This window comes from Streptomyces sp. NPDC051913, assembly GCF_044593635.1.
Classification (GTDB): domain Bacteria; phylum Actinomycetota; class Actinomycetes; order Streptomycetales; family Streptomycetaceae; genus Streptomyces.
Window position 1 is genome coordinate 246309 of sequence record NZ_JBIUCI010000008.1, and the last position, 18538, is coordinate 264846.

Consider the following 18538-nt stretch of genomic DNA (forward strand, 5'->3'; position numbering starts at 1 on the left):
CACGCGTGGTCACAAGCTGAGGTAGAAACGCAGGGTCGTGCCGTCCTCGCCGGTGTGCTGCCGTACGAGATCGGCCACGCAGTGGACCAGCATCAGGCCCCGGCCCCCGAGTTGGCCGTGCTCCGGTGGGCGACGCCCGGCCAGTGGATCGGTCAGTCGGCCCGCATCGCGGACCTCACACACCAGCTGACCGTGCTCGGCCCAGACCGCGAGTGTTCCGCCGCCTCCGCCGTGGACCACGCTGTTGGTCGTCAGCTCCGCGACCGCCAGCTCCACATCCATCAGCCGCCGCTCGCCCAGGCCCAGCCGCATCGCCTGCGCGAGAGCGAACTGGCGGACCGCCGGAAGGTCCTCGACACCGTAGGAGAAGACCGCGGCATCCGGTGCAGGCGCCAGCGCCTCGTTGTACCGGTCGACGACCGCCCGCCAGTCGTACCTGTCACTGACCGACTCACGTCCGTCCCCGGTGATGAGGGTCGGGTGGGTAACCCGCGCATCGGCGATGACCTCGGGGTCCAGCCGTACCTCGTCGTAGGGACACAGGATCGTCACCGCCCGCCCCTCGAACGCGGCGTTGATCAACGCCTCGTGCTGCGCGCACGCCGGGTACTCCACCGTGCTGCGCCCGGCCCAGATCGGCTCGCCGATGATCCGCACACGCCCGCTCGGGTGGGCGTCGGCGAATCCACGCAACACCTTGGGGATGATCCGCCCCGGGTTGCGGCCCGCCTCGGCCATGTCCAGGAACAGGATGCCCTCGGCGTCCCCGCCCAGACCCGCCTTGATCAGCTCCAGGTTGGGGCCCGGCACCGCCACGGCCATCGGCTCGCCACAAGCCAGACCCTCGCGCAGGAAGGACACCGTCTGCCGCGTGTACTCCTGTTCGGTGCGGTAGAACAGCGCAGGGTGCACGAATGCTTCATGGGTGGTCACCGTGCTCATCACAGAGCCACCTCGATCCGATCCAGGTCCGGCCAGAACAACTCCAAAACCCGCTGCAGCTGCGGCGGGGGGTTCTCCACCACAACCCTCCCCTCAGGCAGGTTCATGGCGGTGAGGGCCAGCGCGGTCACCCCGGCCACGTCGACGAACGCCACATCCGACAACTCCACGTACGACACACCCGCATGCCGCCGGGCCAGCTCAGACAGTGCCCGCTCCCACGGCGCACTCGTGAGGGCGCTGATCTCACCACGCACACGGACCCCGGAACGACCACCGGGCAACGGGCTCACCTCCAAAGCGGCACTCCCGAACGCCGCCCGAGGCCCTCCCACCACATGTGGGGCATCCACGCTCGCACTCCTTCACATCACGCCGCCTGCCGACACATCCGGCACGGGCGCACCAAAGACTCCACCCAACGCGACAGTCTAGCCAGGAGGCACACGCGCCCCTGGATCGGCAAGTCGGAGCGAGCGGTCGCTGTGTTGGCGCGGTACGCGCCTGTCACCACGCGCCTTCCGTGGTTGCCGCCTTCGAGAGCAGGTGCTGTAGCACGAGTGTCCAGTGCATGCCTCGCTCGAGGGGTGCTCGACGTAGGCGCGTAATGCCCAGGACGTGGACACCTCTCTCGGGTGACGCCGCAGTTCGCGGCCCGTACGAGCGAGAGGCAGTCCTGTGATCGAATCAACGGCCGAGACGGCGATGCAATGGCTGGCGTCGGCCGCACCCGATCCGCGCGCCTGCCGTGAGACGTGGGAGGACAACCCCTTTACGACCGTGCTGCTCCCGGCCGGTCTGCGCTGGGACGTGCTTCTCGTCCCCGGACAGCTCGGTCACGCGGTCTTCGACCTGCTGGAAAGGCGCAGCGGGGCACCGGGGCCGGTGCTGGCTGACATTGCCGGCGCCCGGATCGGTGTCTTCGTTCCGCCGGGCTCGACGGAGCGCTGGCCGCGTGACGTGTGTTGGACCGCGGGTTTGGATACGTGGATCTGGGTGCCCTGTCCCGGCCGCGCCGCGCGTGAGGCGCGCTGGCTGGTGCCGCCGGACGGAAACGGCACCCTCAACGATCCGGACGTGGTCGAAGAGGTACTGCTCGAAGCCACCACCCCGACGGCATCGCCGTGTACGTGATCCTCCGTCACTGTCCCAACATTTCCATCGTCATCGAATCCATTGCCGGTCGCCGAATGGTTACGCGAGTATCCGCTGGTGCTACCGGAGTGACACTTTCGTGCCGGAACAGGCGACCTACCGGTATGCGGCAAAAGGGGGCGCGATCAGTGGCGGAACTTCGGCGAACTTCCGGCGCAGGCGGCCGCTTTGTGGTGGTCGGTGTCCTGTGCGCGGCCCTGGGTGCCGTGGCTGGCGGCATTCACGCGTCCACCGATTCCTCGACGTCCTCCTCGACTGCTGCGGCCGGCCAAGAACCGCGTGAACCGTCACGGCAGGAGTTGACCCTTCTGCATGACGCCGGTCAGATCTTGCTGCGTGACTGCATGCAGCAGAAGGGATTCAAGTACCAGCCGGTCAAGGAGAACCCGGTTCCGGAGGCCCGGGAGTTCCCATACGTGCTCGACGACGTGGCGTGGGCTCGCGAACACGGTTACGGGACGGATATACAGCAGGAGCTGTCCGAGCTGCGCACAACAGATGTCAATCAGCGGTACTTTCGCGGGCTGCCGGCCAAGCGGCGGGCAGCGGCTCTGACAGCGGCCAACGGTTCTCGCCCTCTGACTGTGTCGGCCAAGGCCCCCGACGGCATGGTGTTCCAACGGAGCCCCAAGGGCTGCCAGTCGGAGGCCGACGCAGCACTCTACGGAAACCTGCGGCAATGGTTCCAGGCGAAAGTCACCGCGGACGCGCTCACGGAACTCCGCCGTGCCGGGGTCACCGCGGATCCGCGGTTCGCCGAGGCGGTCAAGCCCTGGTCCGCGTGTATGCGGGCAGCCGATCACCCCGCTACGAGCCCGGCCGACCTGCGAACGGCGACCGGTGCGCGAAAGTCCCCTCTTCCCAGGACCGAGGAAATCGCACTTGCCGTCACCGAGGCGCGGTGCGCCCACACTTCGGGCTTGGCCAAGACCGCACGGGCCTTGGACCGGCAGTACGCCCGCAGCCTTGCCCGGCAATACCACGCGGCCGTGCGTACCTACCGGGAACTACAACTGAACGCGCTGCCTGGCGCCCGCGCTCTCATACAGAAGGCCGGCGCATCCTCATGAACCCGAATTCCGCAACGAGAGGGAAGAACATGGGAAAACTACGCACCACTCTTATCGGCGCGGCTCTCGCCGCTGTGACGGTGGCGGCCACACCGCTCGCCGCGCAGGCATCGGAACCCGTTCCCCGGTCCTCTGCCGGCCGGGTCGCCGATGGTCTTCTCCACGTCTACTACAACACGGGTTACTCGGGGTGGTGCGACGACTGGTCGGGAGAAGCCCCGGACTGGGGCAGCTGCCGCAACCAGGTGAGTTCGCTCTGGAACAACGGCTACCCCGGCAACCTGGACGACATCTGGGTGTACTGGGGCCTCAACTACACCGGCGCCCGCCGGGGCGTCTACAACGGCGTAGGACTCAGCGACCTGCGTCAGTGGACCTTCGACGCGAACACGGGCCCTGGGTCAGGGGAATGGCTCAACGACAACATCTCCTCACATCGGTGGACGAACCTGCCCTGAGTCGAGGCGCCCGCAGGGGCTTTCCGCGCCGCCTACCTCGTTCAGGATCCGAGCCTTGCCGGAGAACCCGCCATTCTCCAGCCGGTATCGGCCACTCCCACAACCCTCGTCCCAGCGTGGCGCTCCAACACTCGCGGAACCATTTCCAGGCCTCTGACCAGGGCCTGCCTCGCACTTCGGGGGATGACATGTTGACGTTCCATTTCACGAGCGCGGACATCGCGCGCGTACGGGTGGCGAGCAGACCGGATCCGATGTGGGAACTGCTGCTCAGCCTGCATCTGGTCGCGGGCGACGACGGCGCGGTCGTCTTCGGCCCGTGGAAGAGACAGGTGCGGTCGCGGCTCGCCGCCGCCGTCCATATGCTCTTCGACCTCGCCCCGCCCCGGGGCTACTCAGCCGACTTCCTCACCCCGGCACCCGGCGGGGACGGGCTGGAAGCGGGACTCGACGCCGTTCTGTCCACTCCGCGCCGAGTGCTGTGCCGGGACATCAGGGGCCTGAACGCCGCCCAGCGTCCCGGTACCTGGATCCGGCCCCTGGCCGAGGGGGACCTCGGCACCCTGCGCCGCCTCGACCGGACCCTGCGCGCATACTTCGCCATCGCCCTGCGGCCGCACTGGACCCGGGTGCGCGCGGCCTTCGACCGAGACCGCGCGCTGCGGATGCGGGCCGTGACGGACGGAGGTGTCGAGGGGATGCTGGCCACCCTGCACCCGGACCTGCGCTGGCGGTCCGGTCAGCTCACCATGACCAGCGCCTGCGACCGCGACATCCACCTCGATGGGCGGGGCCTCGTCCTGCTGCCGTCGTTCTTCTGCTGGCGCGCTCCGATCACCCTGCGCGATCCCGGTCTGCCTCCGGTGATCGTCCACCCGATAGCCCACGACCTGGGCTGGGCGCAGCCGGACGCCGAGTTGCTCCGCGACCCGCGGGAGGCCCTGCGCACCCTCCTGGGCCGGACCCGCGCCGATCTGCTCGCCGCCCTCGCCGCGGGCGGCGGGTCGACCGGGGAGCTCGCGCAGAGGCTCATCGTCTCCCCCGCCTCGGTGTCGCAGCACACCGCCGCTCTGCGTGACTCCGGGCTGATCGTCACCCGGCGCCGCGGACCGTCCGTCCACCACAGCGCGACCCCGCTGGGGGAGGCGCTGGTGGGCGGCCGACGCGGCATTCCACCGGTCACGTCCGGGTGACGCGGCTCTGATCAGGCGCCCAGGGTGAGCACTCCCGCGCCCTGTCCCGGTGCCTGGGTCCAGCCGTTGATCCGTTGGGCGAGGCTGCGGAGTCGGGTATCACCGGGGCGTACGGCGATCTGGAAGTGCGCCGCGTGCGGTCGGCGCAGGTGGCCGCCCCAGGCCACCACTCCCCCGCACTCCTTGAGGATGTCGCGCACCACGGCCAGCTGTTGGGGGAACAGCACACCGGTCGCGGCCAGGGGGTAGGCGGCCGGGCGTATCTCGACGGCCGTGCCTGAGGCGTAGTTGGTGGTGTGTCCCGTCAGCCCCGCGGCGGGGCGGTGTCCGGCGAGTTCGTGGCGTGCGACCTCCTCGACCTCGTAGTGGAAGCGGCGGATGACGTGGACGAGCACCGTGGAGACGTCTCCTTCCAGCAGTGCGACGGAGGCCGGGGCACCCGGCACCGGCAGGGTGCTGATGCCGGTGGTGGTGACCGGCCATCCGTTGGTACTGGTGGTGCGGGCCGCGGCCGAGGCGGGGGTGGCCGTCGGCAAGGAGATGCCGGCCGCCACCGCCCCGGCGAGTCCGGTGAGCAGCAGGGCCCGCCGGGGCAGGCCTCCGCCGCCTGGTCTGTCCGTGTCTCTGATCTGCATGCCGATTCCCCCTTCAGCCGCGCAGGGCCGCGTTGTAGGTCTCGAAAATGCTGTAGAGGTCGCGAGCTCGGCGACCGTATTCGCCGGCGCCGTTGTACAGGGTGAGCACCTTGACGATGTCGGCGTCGGAGTAGCTCAGCCGGTCGGCGGTGACGCCGGCGAGAGCGGCGGACCAGATGTGGATCAGCGGAACGGTGCCCACGTTGTAGTCGTCGTCGTTGCGCAGCTGGTCCCAGACCGCCCGGCGTGCCCGCCAGTCCTCCGTGTCCTGGATCGGGCCCGAGATCACGTCCGCGCGGATGCAGTGGTTACGGGCCCTGATCGCGGTCCTGCCGAAGATCTGGGCGACGCCGGTGCTGGAGTCGTCCTTGATCACGGCCGGCGGGGCGGGCGGCTCCCCGACGGGGGTCTGCTCCCAGGCGGCCTGCGCCTCCTCCCAGGCGAAGTAGGCGGCGACCAGCACATCCACCGCCTCGTCAGTGAAGTCGGCCTGGTACTCCCAGAAGACCACGGCCTGGATCAGCGACTTGCGCATCCGGAAGGACCGGGCGAGACCTGTGATCAGCGCGTCCATGTCGAGGACCTTGCCGATGCACTCCGCGGGGGTGCGGTCCCGGTACCAGTCGTCGTGGCCGTTGGCCACGATGTAGGTGCCGAGATCCGAGGTCAGGGCACCCCGACGGCTCATGTCGAAGGGCACGTCCAGCGCGGTGTCCGGCCCCCTGGGTGTGAACAGGGTCTGCCCGGTGTCGCGTCCGGACGCGACATCCTTGTCGATCTCGATGAACCCGGTACCCGAGCCCACCGTGATCGTCGCGATCTGGTCGAAGGCCCAGTCCTTCGGCAGCGGGAACCCCAGGTTGCCGCTGTAGCCGGTCGACATGTCCGACACGAAACTGGCCGTCGTCAGACCGGCCTTGGCGAGCCGGCTGCAGATGTTGCGGGGCGCGTACACACCGACGCGGTACTCGCTGCCGTAGGCGGCCATACGGCCCGTCAGTCCGCGGAAGTGCGGGATGACCCGGCTGGTGATCTCCTCGTCGACGGCGTCGTAGTCGACGGAGAAGTAGATGATGGTCCCGGCACGGAAGCCGTGCCCGCGGGCCGCCTCCAGGGCCGCCAGGGCGTCCGTGGCACCCTGCTGCGCGTTGAAGTACTCCGGATCGCCGCCATTGGTCTGGTAGATCGGGAAGACCGAGAGGCCGCCCGCGACGATGTTGGCGAGCTCACCGGGCTGGATCTTCTTGTTCTTCGGGTTCGTGACGTTCGCGTTGGTCAGGTACCGCCCCACCGTGGTGTATCCGGCGGCGCGCAGCGCCTGGGCGCGGGCCGGGGTGATCTCGGTGATGCAGTCGGCCGCGGTGCCGGGCCGGCTCGGGTCGCCGGTACTGACCAGCAGTGAGGCCCAGGTACGGAAGTCCGCGGTGCCAGTGGTGGGCAGCAGTTGGGCGAAGCGCTGGAAGTCCACGACGGTGCTCAGCAGCGACCCCGAGTAGAAGCCGTCGAACGCGACGTCCCAGCCGTTGAACCGCATCGCCGCCTGGAAGAGGTGCACGAACTGCTTGGCGCCGTCGGCCGAGCCGGAGCCGAGCATCGCCTGTGTCCTGATGCCGTCCTGGGTACCGGGGCCGAAACGGCCGTTGGCGACGTCGTCGCTCATGCCAATCTCGTACTGGAGGGCGAAGACCAGCGCCTTCTGCACGTCCCGGGAGAAGTTCCCGTCGGCCGGGCAGATGAAGAACTCCCGTCGCTGGACGTACCGTCCGTTGAGCCACTGCTGGATCTGGCGCACCTGCTCGGTGCCGTTGCCCACGCGCACGTACGGGTCCATCGTGAGCAGCGCCTTGAACACCTTCGGCTGCAGCCCGCTGCCCGGATAGGCCCCGCCCACACCCATGTTGGACTTGAGCTCGGCGACCGAGTCCGCGGTCCTGCCGTTGTAGGTGCCGTCCATGCCGCCGCCGTCGTAGCCCTTGCAGTACAGGCCCGCCTGGATGATCCGGTAGATGTTCTCGTGCCGGGTCCGGTCGTCGATCTGCGCCCCGTACCGGGACTGGAGTTGGCTCAGCGTCGTCGGACCGAAGGAGTCCGACAGTGTGGTGATGCCCAGCTCGTACTGGAGCGCCCGGGTCAGGCCGTACATCACCGTCCAGCTGGTGCGCCCGTTGACCTCCACCTTCGGGATGCCGGGCACGTTGTAGGAGTTGATGAACTGCTGCGCGCGTTCCACCATCTCGTCGGCCATGTGCGCCTCTTCTCCCTGTGGTGGGGCGTCAGACCCAGTCCTGGTAGATGCCGCCGTTGCAGCCGGTGGTGCGGAATCCGCTGTCGTCGCTGTCGTCGATGCAGTCGTCGGTGTACTGGTTGCGGAAGGTGAGGCGCACCGAGTGGTGGCGGACGACGTACCAGCTCACGTACTCGGAGCTGTCGCAGTACTGCGCGCTGAACCCGGCCGGGCCGTCGTAGAGGCAGCGTCCCGTGACCTTGTTCTGGAAGCGGCGCGTTCCGTCGTTGAAGACGTGGACGTCCCACTGCTGGTAGGCGCCGCTGTTGCAGGGGAACGTACGGAACCCGTACTCCCGGCTGTCGTCCATGCAGCGCTGCGTGCCGAGGCTCTGGAAGGTGTTCACGACCAGGACGGTGCTGCCGCCGTCCTGGGACTCCTGCACGGCCTCGGCGCTGCCGCTCGTGGTGACCAGTGCGCCCGCGCAGAGCAGGGCCGCCGCGGCGGTCTTGAGTGACTTCATGTCATCCCCCGGATGGCTGAGTGGTCGGACTCGCACGCCAAGACTGGAACCGGGGTCCCACGGCCACCAGACGTTTCAGCTATAGCCGAAAGGAGGTTGGCGAGGTGGAGGCTGCGTAGGGCGACCGCATCGTGTCATCACCGCCCCGCCACCGCAGGCGTCGCCTGGATCGGTCTTCTGCGCGTCAGTCCGGCAACCAGTGCAGCTCTCGCACCAGGGTTTTGGCGACGGCACGGACGCGGCGGTGCAGCGGCGACTGCTCACGTGGCAGGACCAGGTGGATCGTCAGGCTGGGTGCGCCCCGCAGCGGTCGCCAGGTGAGACCGGCCGGCTGTGCCGTGAGCGCGGCTTCTCCGGACGGGGCGAGGGTGGCCCCGTCGCGCAGGTCGCGTTGAGACATGTCGAAAGAGACCGCGGGCGTGTGGAATCGGGGGTGTGGTCGGATGTCTCGGAACAGCGCGGACAGCTGATCGTGGATCACGGGGTTGGCCGCACGGTCCGGGAGTCGCAACGGATACTCGGCTGCGTCGGCGATCTCGATCTCCGGGTGTTCGGCCAGCGGATGGTGCTGCGCCAGCTGGACCCCGATGCGCGCACGCCGCAGCAGGTAGCGGCGCACGCCACGGCCTGGCTGTGCACCGCGGGTGATCCCGGCGTCGATGCGGCCGTCCGCGACCGCGGGGGAGATCTCCGGTGTCGCCATCGGGACCGCGCCGACCTCGAGGCCACTGTTGTCGCGTATCAGCCGGTCCACGAGAGCCGGTGCCGTCTCGGCCCCGGCGCTGAGGCTGTATCCGATGCGCAGCGTCCCCAGTTCACCGGCCGCCGCGCTCCGGGCGGTGTCCCATGCCCGATCCAGCGCCGCCAGCGCAGGTGGCGCGGACTCCGCCAACGCCGCACCGGCCGTGGTCAATACGACGCTGCGCGTGTCGCGGATCAGCAGGGTGGTACCGAGTTCCGCCTCCAGTCGGCGCATCCGGGCGCTGAGTGCGGGCTGTGCGATGCCGATCCGGGCGGCCGCGCGGGTGAAGTTCAACTCCTGCGCCAGCACCAGGAAGTACCGCAGGCTCACCGTATCGGGCGCCACGTACCCTCCCCGCCGATTGATAACGATCCGTTCTGAGTCTATGCCGAACCGGTCTTTCCCTCGGCCGCAGATCAAGCCCTAGCCTGCGTAAATGACGGTTCCACCTACCGCAGTGGCCGTCCCCGGGATCGATCGATCCGAGTGTCGGTCCGACGTCGGACGGGAACGGCCGAACACAGGAGGTTTCCATGGCCAAGGGTTACTGGGTCAGCGTCTACCCCGCCATCGCCGACCCAGAGGGGCTTACCGCCTACGACAAGCTGGCCCGTCAGGCTGTCCAGGCCGGGGGCGGGCGTGTGCTGTCCCGTGGGGGTCGAGTCGTCGCCCACGAGGCCGGAATCACGCAACGCGTCGTTCTGATCGAGTTCGACAGCCTTGACCAGGCCGTCGCGGCATACGAGAGCGAGGCGTACCAGAAGGCGCTGGTGGCCCTCCCCGAAGGCGTCGAGCGCGACTTCCGCATCATCGAAGGCATCGGCTGACTGGGGGTTGGTCAGTGAGGCAGAGTCAGCCGATCGCGGCAGCCAGCCGGACCTCGGGGTCGCCCGTCGCGCTGACGTGCTGCTCACTCACGTCGCGCGGTCACCGCGGCCGACGCCCGGCTCCTGATGGACGATCACGTTCCCACCCTGCGCGCCGAACGCCTACCCGTGATCGCGCGCCTCGACACGCTGCACCCAGTGGCGCTGTTGCACCGGCAGCTCGTCCTGCAATCGCCGAGTCAACTCACGTACCTCGTCGGCCGCCTCCGGGTGCGCGCGAGAAACTGCTCCAGCCGCAACTGCCACGCGCCGGCGCCAACTGTCGCCGTGCAGCCTCCTGATCCTCCGCCCCGGACACCAGCGCGGCCTCACCCTCCAACGACGCGACCAGCGGATCCCGCCCGGATGGGTCGTTCCGCCCGAACAGCCCCAGCAACCCGGAGGAAGGTCCTCCCGTTACCGTGCCCGCCCCATCGTGACACCGCGGCCCACGCCCGTTCCCTCCCCGATCAACATGCCGCAGTTGTACGGTGGTCGACCGCACCACCGGAACAACGACGAGGCGACAACGCCGTGGACGAGGGGGCGTCGTGTGGCGTCGCAAGGGCCCGAACCGCACCGGCCTGCGGCGGCAACTACGCACCGCGCGCGTCCTGTTCGACACCGGTGACCACGAAGCGGCGGAGGTGCTCCTACGCCGCCTGCTGCCCGACTGCGAGGCGGAGTTGGGAGCGAACCACGAGGAGACCATCGGCCTGCTCAACCTGCTCGGCTCCACTCGCTACCAGCAGCGCAAAGCCTCCGCGTCCGCGCAGATCGCCCGCGAGGCCACCGACCGTGCCGCCCGCGCCTGCCCGACGCCCCCGCGACCCTCGACTGCGCTCACAACCTCGGCGCGGCCCTGGCCATCCAGGGCGATGTCTCCGCGGCCGTCGCGGTTCTCGACGACACCTGGCAGCGCCGCGCCCGAAGTCTCGGAGCCGGCGCCGAATCCAACCTCACCACCGCCAACACCCTCGGCGCGACACTCTTCGCCGCAGGCCTGCGCCGCGACGGCCTCACCGCCCTGCGCACCGCCCACGCTCAGAGCATGAGCCTGTCGGCCGGGCATCCGGTGCGTATGGACATCGCCAACAATCTGCGGATCGCGGAACGCAACGCGGGCGGCTGACCGGCGGCACCCCGACAGCGACAACACCGGCGGGCCGCCCGCTCCCCTCGGCAGATCAGTCCGGCGGCGCGATCTGGGGCCGGCCCGGCCCGGCATGCCACCCACCTGACAGTCCGCCACTCCCCCGCCCACGTGTCGCCGTCGACGACTCGCCCGTGCCATGCGAGAGGGCCACCGCCCTGTTCGGGGGATCTACTTCCCGCACCCGCGAGGGTGTTCCGAGTGCGGCGGCTGGTCGTTCGCTGTGCGGGCCTCGTCACGACGCCGGAGCAACCTCACAGGAACCGTCGGACGGGGGTGACGGCGGTTTCCTTGGCGCGCTGGAGCAGGGCGCGCCGTCTCCAGCGGGTGAGATCGATGTCGACGCTGTGTTTCAGGTCTTCTTCGTAGTCGCGGTCGAGTGAGGCGGTGAAGGTCTCGTCCAGCACCGCGAGCATGACCTCTTCGTCGTGGTCCATGGACCGGCGGTTGAAGTTGGTGGAACCGATCAGCGCGGCCACCGAGTCCACCGTGATGATCTTGGCGTGCATCATGGTCGGCTGGTACTGCCGGATGCGCACGCCGGCCTGAAGAAGACGCGCGTAGTGGTGCTGACCGGCCAGCTGGCAGGCACGCTGATCCGTGTGCGGCCCGGGAAGCAGGATTTCCACCTCTACGCCGCGCCGGGCGGTCCGGCACAGCAGATCGATGAAGTACGTGTCGGGTGCGAAGTAGGCGGTGGCGAGCCGGAAGCGTTCCTCGGCGGAGGTGAGCATGACGCGGATGAGCGTTTGCATGTCCTGCCAGCCGATGCTGGCCGACCCGCGCACGACCTGGACGACGGCCGAACCGGCCTGCTCGTGTTCGGTGAAACGGTCGCGGTCGTCGAAGAGCTCCTCATGACACTCGGCCCAGTTCTGCGCGAACGCGGCCGCGATGCCGTCGACGGCCGGACCGCGCACCTGCACATGGGTGTCCCGCCATTCCCCGGGGCCCCGGGCGTCGCCGCACCATTCCTCGGCGATGCCGACCCCGCCGGTGAAGGCGGTGTGCTCATCCACGACGAGGGCCTTGCGGTGGCAGCGGTGGTTCTGCTTGAAGGGCGACAGCCACACGGGTTTACGGAACCACGCCACGTGCACGCCCGCTTCGTCCATCAGGTCGAGCAGCTGCCGTTCGATCTTCTGCGCGCCGAAGCCGTCCAGAAGCAGACGGACCCGCACTCCCGCCCGTGCGCGATCGGCCAGGGCACGGGCGAAGTCCCGGGCGATCTGACCACGCCAGTACACGAACGTCATCATGTCGATCGTGTGCCGGGCCGAACGGATCGCTTCGAGCATCGCGGGAAAGATCTCATCACCGTTGCGCAGCCGCACGAGCTCGTTGCCCTCGGTGGCAGCCACACCGATGAGCCGCTCCAGACGGCGGCGCAGCCGTTGCTTGCGCGCCTCGGGTGTGGCGAGTGCGGTGGCGGAAGCCGGGGCGTCGGCGGGTGCTGTGGGTATGCCGTCAAGAATCACGCGCTGTCTCCCGTCGGATCATGAAGAGGGCTCGGTGCACGCCGGCACGGCAAGCCCGACAAGCCGCTTGCCCTGCCGAGGCCGCGGCACTCCTCCCCACAGACACCTTTGTGCAGAAGCGGTGAACGCCGGTCCCTGACCGGGCCCCATACCCGGCGGCCGACTCGTCCACCGGCCGCCTGCCCACGCATCAGTACCGATCACGACGGGTCTGGGTCGAGGTTCAGTGGGCATACGGCGGAAAGCCGGAGGGCGAGCCTCGGGCCGGCCATCGCCGTGACACGTTGATCTGGGGAGTACGCATGCCGACGACCATAAGGCGCACTCCGCCGATGACTCTGGGAGTACGGCCGACCGACGCCCCGGCTGTTCGGCGCACCGCCCGCGCCCGGCCCCGCGCACTGGACGGCGCCCCGATGACATCCGGCCCTCGCCTGAGCGTGGAGACTCTTCCGGGCGCGGGCGCGCTGACGATGCTGCTGCCCGCACGGGGAATGTGAATGGGTACGGCGACGAAGGTCCCCGAGACACGCGACATGGCCGGAGAGGAACTGTCCGGCGACGAGGCCTGGGCGGCCCTGCGCCGATACGGCGGCTGGCCCCTGCTGCGCGACGCCTTCATCCGCTTCCGCTACGCCGACGGCTTCAGCCACGCCCGGGCCCTCGCCCTGCAGACGGTCCTGGCGGTCGTCCCCCTCGCCATCGCCTTCGTCGGCCTGTCCACCAGCCTGCACACCGAGAGCGTCGGCAGGCTCGCGGAACTGACGATTCACCGGATAGCCCAGGGCCCGAGCGCGGCAGTCGTCGACGACGCACTCGACCGCAGCCGACGCGACTCCGGCGCCGGTGCCGAGGTCGCTCTCTGGTTCGGCGCCGTCTTCTCCCTGGTCAACGTCACCACCGCCATGTGCCAGATCGAGCGGGGCGCCAACCGGATCTACGGCAACGAACGCGACCGTCCCTTCCACCTCAAGTACCTGCGCGGTCTGGTGATGGCGCTCAGCGCCGGGCTGCCGCTGGGCCTCGGCTTCGTCCTCATGGTGGCCGGCGACGCCCTCGCCGCGGCGGCGGTCACCGTCTACCACCTCGACGACGGCACCCTGCACGCCTGGGACATCCTGCGCTGGCCCCTCGGGTTCCTGCTCGCCCTCATTTCCGCGAGCGTCATCTTCCGCCGCTCGCCACGCCGCGACCAACCCGGCTACACCTGGCTCGCCTTCGGCGCGGCCGTCTATCTCGTGCTGTGGATGACCCTCACCTGGGCGCTGAGCCTCTACCTGAACCTCAGTGGTTCCTTCGACACCGTCTACGGCCCCCTCAGCGCGTTCATGTCCCTGCTGCTGTGGGCCTACCTCACGTCCATCGCCCTGCTGCTCGGACTGTCCTTCGCGGCACAGCTGGAAGCGGCACGCGGCCGGCGCCCCGGACCGGTCCAGGACGACCCAGGGGTCTGACCTGGGCGCCGACGCAGCCTTGCGGCACCTGCCTCAGCACGGTCCTCTTCGTACCGTGGCCGCAACATGTTCCCCGGTGTGAACTCCGAGCGCCACCGCGGGGTTTCAGCCCCGCCCGTCAGCTCGAAAGGATGAATGTCCCGGTGAGGCGGCGTGTCGCCGGTGTCGGATTCTGCACGCTTCGTCTCCGAACGCCGAGTGAGGAGAACAGGTGGCGGAGACGGGACGGCGTCAGGAGACGCCTCTCTTACGTGATCGGGCGCGGTACCTCTTCGACAGAACCCTGGCCCGCAGCACCGGAGCGCTGCTCGGCTGGCTCGCCCTGGGCTGTCTGACGCTCGTCGTCCCGGTCAGCGCGCTGCTGGTGTGGACGGACCCGCAGGCGCCGCCCACCGTGACAGGACGGCTCACCGCCGTGTGGCGTACCAGCGCCGAGACACTGCGGCTCAGCGGGGTGACGGGCGCTCCCCTGCGCATGCTGCTCGCCGCCGTTCTCGGCCTCATCGCCCTGCTGTGCGTGTCGACGGTCGTGGGTGTCATCACCACGGGCCTCGGCGACCGGCTGGCGGAACTGCGCCGAGGCCGCTCCACCGTGGTCGAACACGGTCACACCGTCGTCCTCGGCTGGTCCGAGCTGGTCTTCACCGTCGTCGCCGAGTTGTTCACGGCACGCTCCGGACGCGGCAGACACGTGGTCACCGTACTCGCGGACCGGGACTCGGCCGACATGCACACCGAGCTCACCACGAGGCTCGGCATCGCGGACACCTCCCGCCTGGTGTGCCGCACCGGCGCACCGACCGATCCCGAGGCACTCGCGCTCGTGAACCCGGGCGCGGCACGGTCGGTACTGATCCTTCCCTGTGACGACTCCGACACAGGAGTGATCCGCACACTCCTGGCACTGCGCGCCCTGCTCGGCCCCCGGACCGGACCGCGCCTGGTGGCGACGGTGCGCGACGGCCGTCACCTGCATGCCGCACGCCTCGCAGCCGGGCCGCGGAGCACCGTCCTGGAGGCCGATCGGACCGCGGCTCGGCTGCTCGTCCAGTCGGCGCGCCAGCCGGGCCTGCCGGCCGCCCTGCACGATCTCCTCGACTTCTCCGGAGCCGAGTTCCACACCGTCGAGGTCCCGGGTCCGGCGGACCGGCCGTACGAGGAACTGGCCCTGTCCTTCGAGGACGCGTGCGTGGTCGGGATCCTGCGAGCCGACGGCACACCTCACCTCACCCCGCCGCCGGACACCGTGCTCCGTCCCGGCGACCGGCTGGTGACGGTCGCCCATGACGACCATTCAGGCACAGCCACCGACTGCCGCGACCACATCGACGCGACTGCCCTCGCAGCCGCCGTCGAACAGGCTGACGGCCCGACGCGCACCCTGCTGCTGGGCTGGAACCGCAGGGCGCAGTTCGTCGCGGAGATCCTGCGTCGGACCTCCCAGCCGGGCTCCGTCCTGGACGTCGTCACCGATCCGGACACAGATCCACCTGAGGCAGCCACCCACCTGTCGCACTCCGACGACTCCAGCCGCCTCCGCGTCCGCCACCACACCGGTGACCCCACCTGCTTCGCGGCCCTCCGCGCGCTGGATCCCTCCCGCTACGACAGCGTCATCGTCCTGCGCGACGAGAACCCTCTGCCCGACGAGAACGCTCCCGCCCCCGCACGGCCCGACGACAAGACCCTCCTGACCCTGCTCATGCTCAAGGCCCACGAACAGGAGACAGGCCGAGGCATGCATGTCGTGGCCGAGCTGCACGACCACCGCGCCCGGCTGCTGGCCCCCCTGGGTACCACGTCGGACGTAGTCGTCCGTGGTGAACTGACCGCGCTCCTCATGACCCAGATCTCCCACAACCCCGACCTCGCCGCCGTGTTCGAGGAGATCTTCACCGCGCGCGGCGGAGCACTGGCCCTGCGCTGCGCCACCGACTACATCCGCCCCGGCCTCGAAGCGTCATTCGCCACGGTCACGGCGGCGGCACTCGCCCGCGGCCAGGCCGCGATCGGCTACCGCAGCAACGATCCCTGCGCCGACTCCCAGTCGCCGGGGGTCCGTCTCTGCCCCGGGCAGTCCGAACGACGCGTGTGGACAGCCCAGGACGAGGTCCTGGTCCTGACTCCCGGCCACGGCACCACTCCCCCCGGCGACGCCGACCCGCTCTCCCTCCCCCTCGCCAGGCGCCCCCACCAGGACGACGCCCCCGCGGCGGAGCTGCCCCACGGATGAAAGACCTGGCGTGGGAGCCGCCGGTCCATTGCCTACGACGCTGGGCGCGGGCCCGAGACCACACCGCGTTCCTCGAAGGCGTACGGCACCACGGCCGGTCGCGGGGCGCCGATACTGGTTCCAACTCCGGCGCCCCGCGTCACCCGAGAACCGCCGTCCGAGTGCGCCCTCGTACGCCCGGTGTGAGACTGCTGGATGGCGTGCGCCGGACGGCACACGGCGCGAGGGAGGCGAGACGGGGTGAGCATGCCCGATGCCGGTGACGACCAACTGCACCAGTTCCTGGCCGACTCGGCCAACCGGACCGTCGACCTCACCACCGCCATGGCCCGCTGCACCAAGGCCCTTGGGCTGCATCACGCGGTCGCCTACCTCGCCGACATCCAGCAGCGTCACCTGGTCCCGCTCACCGACGTGACCGCGACACTGCCCATCGACGACTCCCTGGCCGGCTGGACCTACCGCACCCAGTCCCTGCGGGTCGAGCCCGCGGAGTCGGGCGCGGTGACGGCCTGGTTCCCCTTGCTCGACGGCGCCGAGCGCCTGGGAGTCCTGGCCGTCCACGGCCCTTCCCTCACCGCCGCCTGCCTGAACCGTGGCAAGGCCCTGGCCACGCTCGTGGCGATGATGGTCACCTCACGGCGTACCTTCAAGGACTCCTACGTCCAGCGCACCCGCACCGAACACATGCAACTGCCCTCCGAGATGCTGCGCGCCTTCCTGCCGCCCCGGACGATCGGCAACGCGCGCGTGGTCTCCACTGCCGTCCTCGAACCCGCTTACGAGATCGGTGGCGACGCCTTCGACCACGCGCTGACCGAGACGACCCTTCACGCCACCGTCTTCGACGCCATGGGACACAATCTCGCCTCCGGCCTCACCAGCGCCCTCTCGCTGGCAGCCTGCCGCAACGCGCGCCGGATCGGAGCCGAACTTCCGGAACTCGTGCAGACCGTGGACGAGGCCCTGGCCCAATGGCTGCCCGACCAGTTCTGCACCGGCATCCTCGCCCAACTGGATCTCGCCTCGGGAGTTCTGCGGTGGTGCAACTGCGGGCACCCCGCGCCCCTGCTCATCCGAGACCAGCAGATGGTGGAGGACGCGCTGGAACGAGAGGCGGACCCGCCGCTGGGTCTGCCGTTCCTGCTCAGTGATCGCGACCGCCGGATCCACGAAGTGGCCCTGCAACCGGGCGATCGGGTCCTGCTGTACACCGACGGCGTCACCGAAGCCCGCACCCTGCACGGGGAACTGTTCGGGCTCCAGCGGTTCGCCGACTACGTCATCCGCGCGACCGCCGCGGGAGAGTTGGCGCCGGAGACCCTGCGGCGGCTGATCCACTCGATCCTGGACGCGGAGACCAGTCGGCTCCGGGACGACGCGACCATCATGATGTTCGAGTGGCAGCCGCGTAAGCAGTGACCTTTGGACGGGACGCGGTCGTTCCCGCCTGACATGTGTGAGACCGGCCGATCGGTGAAAGCCGGCGCGTTCATTGCGGCGGCCCCGACCATGCGGTCCCAGGCGATGTCCTCGACGAGGACGGCCTGCCCGGTGGGCGGCGTGGCCGCGCTCACGCCGTGTCCCCTTCCGCCGAACCCGCTCCGCGAGTTGCCGCGGCCCTCGTGTGCGGGCACATGGATGTCGAGGCGACCTCGACGGCGCCAGCCAGGGTGGTCGTCACCGGGGTCCGACCCTCTCCATGACCGATAGGTCCTGAGCGGGTTCGCCCAGAACTCCCAGTCGTCCCAGACCTGCGACAGCGGTCGTGCGCCGGCAGCCGCTGTCGTCTGCGTCGGCCCTGGCGTCCTCGGGCGAGTCGGTGTGGGGGGGGTGATTGTCGGCCCCACGTGCGTGTGTGTCAGGCAGCGGCGTGCAAGGAAGTCGCGGGCTCAACAGCCTCCTGGCCCATACCGACGGCATCCGCGATGAACTCGCAGGACCGGCCGTCCAGTTCGCGCAGTACCCAGCAGGCGCGCTGTTCCGCCGCCGCCACCAGGGCCGTCAGCCGCACCAAGCCCGACGCGTGACGCTGCGCGAGGGCCGCGAAGCCGTCCTTCGTCCTTTGCCACGCTCCAGCGGAATGCCACCCAGCTCGCGGCCCCGCCGGGTGTTCCTCGGAGTCTTTTCCGGGCATCCGCGTCACAGCGACGGCCGCTGCGGGTCGAAACGAGTACAGGCACCTCACGAACGAGTCACGGCAGAAAGGGCACGACCATGACCACGCAGACCCCGACATCCGTCAAGGACGCACCCGCACCACGGACCAGCGGCCCGATCGACGCCACCACCGCCGTAGCAGGCGGCGCCACCGAGGCCGGCCAGGTCGAGGTCGGCGAACGGCAGACGGCCATCGACCCCGATCCGATCGTCGAGTACGGCGTGCCCGTCGCCACTACTCGACGCAGGCCT

Annotated in this window: 17 protein-coding genes; 9 read left to right on the forward strand and 8 right to left on the reverse strand. The window is 69.6% G+C overall.

All coding sequences use genetic code 11. The features are described 5' to 3' along the window. Window positions 1-9: 9 nt before the first annotated feature. Both ACIHIX_RS25355 and ACIHIX_RS25360 read right to left on the reverse strand, forming a co-directional pair. A complete protein-coding gene (locus tag ACIHIX_RS25355) occupies window positions 10-942 on the reverse strand; it encodes an anti-sigma factor RsbA family regulatory protein (RefSeq protein WP_399959831.1) in 933 nt (310 codons plus the stop codon). Continuing rightward, on the reverse strand, window positions 942-1199 hold the full coding sequence (locus tag ACIHIX_RS25360; protein WP_399959833.1) for an STAS domain-containing protein: 258 nt from the start codon (window positions 1197-1199) through the stop codon (window positions 942-944). The genes ACIHIX_RS25355 and ACIHIX_RS25360 overlap by 1 nt, the downstream gene beginning before the upstream one ends. A gap of 421 nt (window positions 1200-1620) precedes the next feature. On the opposite strand from ACIHIX_RS25360, the gene ACIHIX_RS25365 reads away from it, so the two are divergent. The 4 genes from ACIHIX_RS25365 (at window position 1621) to ACIHIX_RS25380 (ending at window position 4818) form a co-directional block, all read left to right on the forward strand. Beyond that, window positions 1621-2076, forward strand: a complete 456-nt coding sequence (locus ACIHIX_RS25365; protein ID WP_399959835.1) for a hypothetical protein — start codon at window positions 1621-1623, stop codon at window positions 2074-2076. A gap of 149 nt (window positions 2077-2225) precedes the next feature. Next, the gene (locus ACIHIX_RS25370; RefSeq protein WP_399959837.1) at window positions 2226-3167 is read left to right on the forward strand and encodes a hypothetical protein; all 942 of its coding nucleotides are present in this window, start codon (window positions 2226-2228) and stop codon (window positions 3165-3167) included. Between the two features lie 29 nt (window positions 3168-3196). Then, window positions 3197-3625: a hypothetical protein gene (locus ACIHIX_RS25375; protein ID WP_399959839.1), complete on the forward strand. Its 429-nt coding sequence runs from the start codon at window positions 3197-3199 to the stop codon at window positions 3623-3625. 188 nt (window positions 3626-3813) lie between these two features. Beyond that, complete coding sequence (locus ACIHIX_RS25380; RefSeq protein WP_399959841.1) at window positions 3814-4818, forward strand: winged helix-turn-helix domain-containing protein; 1005 nt, start codon at window positions 3814-3816, stop codon at window positions 4816-4818. A gap of 11 nt (window positions 4819-4829) precedes the next feature. Here ACIHIX_RS25380 and ACIHIX_RS25385 read toward each other — a convergent pair whose 3' ends face one another. The 4 genes from ACIHIX_RS25385 to ACIHIX_RS25400 form a co-directional block, all read right to left on the reverse strand. Next, window positions 4830-5453, reverse strand: coding sequence for a hypothetical protein (locus ACIHIX_RS25385; RefSeq protein WP_399959843.1), 624 nt, complete (start codon window positions 5451-5453; stop codon window positions 4830-4832). A gap of 13 nt (window positions 5454-5466) precedes the next feature. Further along, window positions 5467-7698 (reverse strand): glycoside hydrolase domain-containing protein, encoded by a 2232-nt coding sequence (locus tag ACIHIX_RS25390; protein WP_399959845.1) that lies wholly within the window; start codon window positions 7696-7698, stop codon window positions 5467-5469. A 28-nt stretch (window positions 7699-7726) separates the two neighbouring features. Continuing rightward, window positions 7727-8200: an RICIN domain-containing protein gene (locus ACIHIX_RS25395; protein WP_399959847.1), complete on the reverse strand. Its 474-nt coding sequence runs from the start codon at window positions 8198-8200 to the stop codon at window positions 7727-7729. A 184-nt stretch (window positions 8201-8384) separates the two neighbouring features. Next, window positions 8385-9287: a LysR family transcriptional regulator gene (locus ACIHIX_RS25400; RefSeq protein WP_399959849.1), complete on the reverse strand. Its 903-nt coding sequence runs from the start codon at window positions 9285-9287 to the stop codon at window positions 8385-8387. Between the two features lie 188 nt (window positions 9288-9475). On the opposite strand from ACIHIX_RS25400, the gene ACIHIX_RS25405 reads away from it, so the two are divergent. Both ACIHIX_RS25405 and ACIHIX_RS25410 read left to right on the forward strand, forming a co-directional pair. Continuing rightward, window positions 9476-9769, forward strand: a complete 294-nt coding sequence (locus tag ACIHIX_RS25405) for a DUF1330 domain-containing protein (RefSeq protein ID WP_399959851.1) — start codon at window positions 9476-9478, stop codon at window positions 9767-9769. A gap of 907 nt (window positions 9770-10676) precedes the next feature. Then, window positions 10677-10940 (forward strand): hypothetical protein, encoded by a 264-nt coding sequence (locus ACIHIX_RS25410; protein ID WP_399960209.1) that lies wholly within the window; start codon window positions 10677-10679, stop codon window positions 10938-10940. A gap of 275 nt (window positions 10941-11215) precedes the next feature. Here ACIHIX_RS25410 and ACIHIX_RS25415 read toward each other — a convergent pair whose 3' ends face one another. Beyond that, window positions 11216-12439 (reverse strand): phosphatidylserine/phosphatidylglycerophosphate/cardiolipin synthase family protein, encoded by a 1224-nt coding sequence (locus ACIHIX_RS25415; protein WP_399959853.1) that lies wholly within the window; start codon window positions 12437-12439, stop codon window positions 11216-11218. A 500-nt stretch (window positions 12440-12939) separates the two neighbouring features. Between ACIHIX_RS25415 and ACIHIX_RS25420 the strand changes: the two genes are divergently transcribed. From ACIHIX_RS25420 to ACIHIX_RS25430, 3 genes are all read left to right on the forward strand, one after another. Further along, window positions 12940-13893 carry a YihY/virulence factor BrkB family protein gene (locus ACIHIX_RS25420; protein WP_399959855.1) on the forward strand — a complete coding sequence of 318 codons (954 nt, stop codon included), beginning with the start codon at window positions 12940-12942 and terminating at the stop codon, window positions 13891-13893. 211 nt (window positions 13894-14104) lie between these two features. Further along, complete coding sequence (locus ACIHIX_RS25425; RefSeq protein ID WP_399959857.1) at window positions 14105-16126, forward strand: NAD-binding lipoprotein; 2022 nt, start codon at window positions 14105-14107, stop codon at window positions 16124-16126. Between the two features lie 246 nt (window positions 16127-16372). Continuing rightward, on the forward strand, window positions 16373-17548 hold the full coding sequence (locus ACIHIX_RS25430) for a PP2C family protein-serine/threonine phosphatase (protein WP_399960211.1): 1176 nt from the start codon (window positions 16373-16375) through the stop codon (window positions 17546-17548). A gap of 439 nt (window positions 17549-17987) precedes the next feature. On the opposite strand, the gene ACIHIX_RS25435 is transcribed toward ACIHIX_RS25430, so the two are convergent. Then, window positions 17988-18143, reverse strand: a complete 156-nt coding sequence (locus ACIHIX_RS25435) for a hypothetical protein (RefSeq protein ID WP_399959859.1) — start codon at window positions 18141-18143, stop codon at window positions 17988-17990. Window positions 18144-18538: the final 395 nt, after the last annotated feature.

What these genes read in the sequence shown, in the direction of transcription:
- ACIHIX_RS25385 (WP_399959843.1), bottom strand. Translation starts at nt 5,453, where the DNA reads ATGCAGATCAGAGACACGGACAGACCAGGCGGCGGAGGCCTGCCCCGG.
- ACIHIX_RS25380 (WP_399959841.1), top strand. Translation starts at nt 3,814, where the DNA reads ATGTTGACGTTCCATTTCACGAGCGCGGACATCGCGCGCGTACGGGTG.
- ACIHIX_RS25390 (WP_399959845.1), bottom strand. Translation starts at nt 7,698, where the DNA reads ATGGCCGACGAGATGGTGGAACGCGCGCAGCAGTTCATCAACTCCTAC.
- ACIHIX_RS25375 (WP_399959839.1), top strand. Translation starts at nt 3,197, where the DNA reads ATGGGAAAACTACGCACCACTCTTATCGGCGCGGCTCTCGCCGCTGTG.
- ACIHIX_RS25420 (WP_399959855.1), top strand. Translation starts at nt 12,940, where the DNA reads ATGGGTACGGCGACGAAGGTCCCCGAGACACGCGACATGGCCGGAGAG.
- ACIHIX_RS25430 (WP_399960211.1), top strand. Translation starts at nt 16,373, where the DNA reads ATGCCCGATGCCGGTGACGACCAACTGCACCAGTTCCTGGCCGACTCG.
- ACIHIX_RS25355 (WP_399959831.1), bottom strand. Translation starts at nt 942, where the DNA reads ATGAGCACGGTGACCACCCATGAAGCATTCGTGCACCCTGCGCTGTTC.
- ACIHIX_RS25395 (WP_399959847.1), bottom strand. Translation starts at nt 8,200, where the DNA reads ATGAAGTCACTCAAGACCGCCGCGGCGGCCCTGCTCTGCGCGGGCGCA.
- ACIHIX_RS25405 (WP_399959851.1), top strand. Translation starts at nt 9,476, where the DNA reads ATGGCCAAGGGTTACTGGGTCAGCGTCTACCCCGCCATCGCCGACCCA.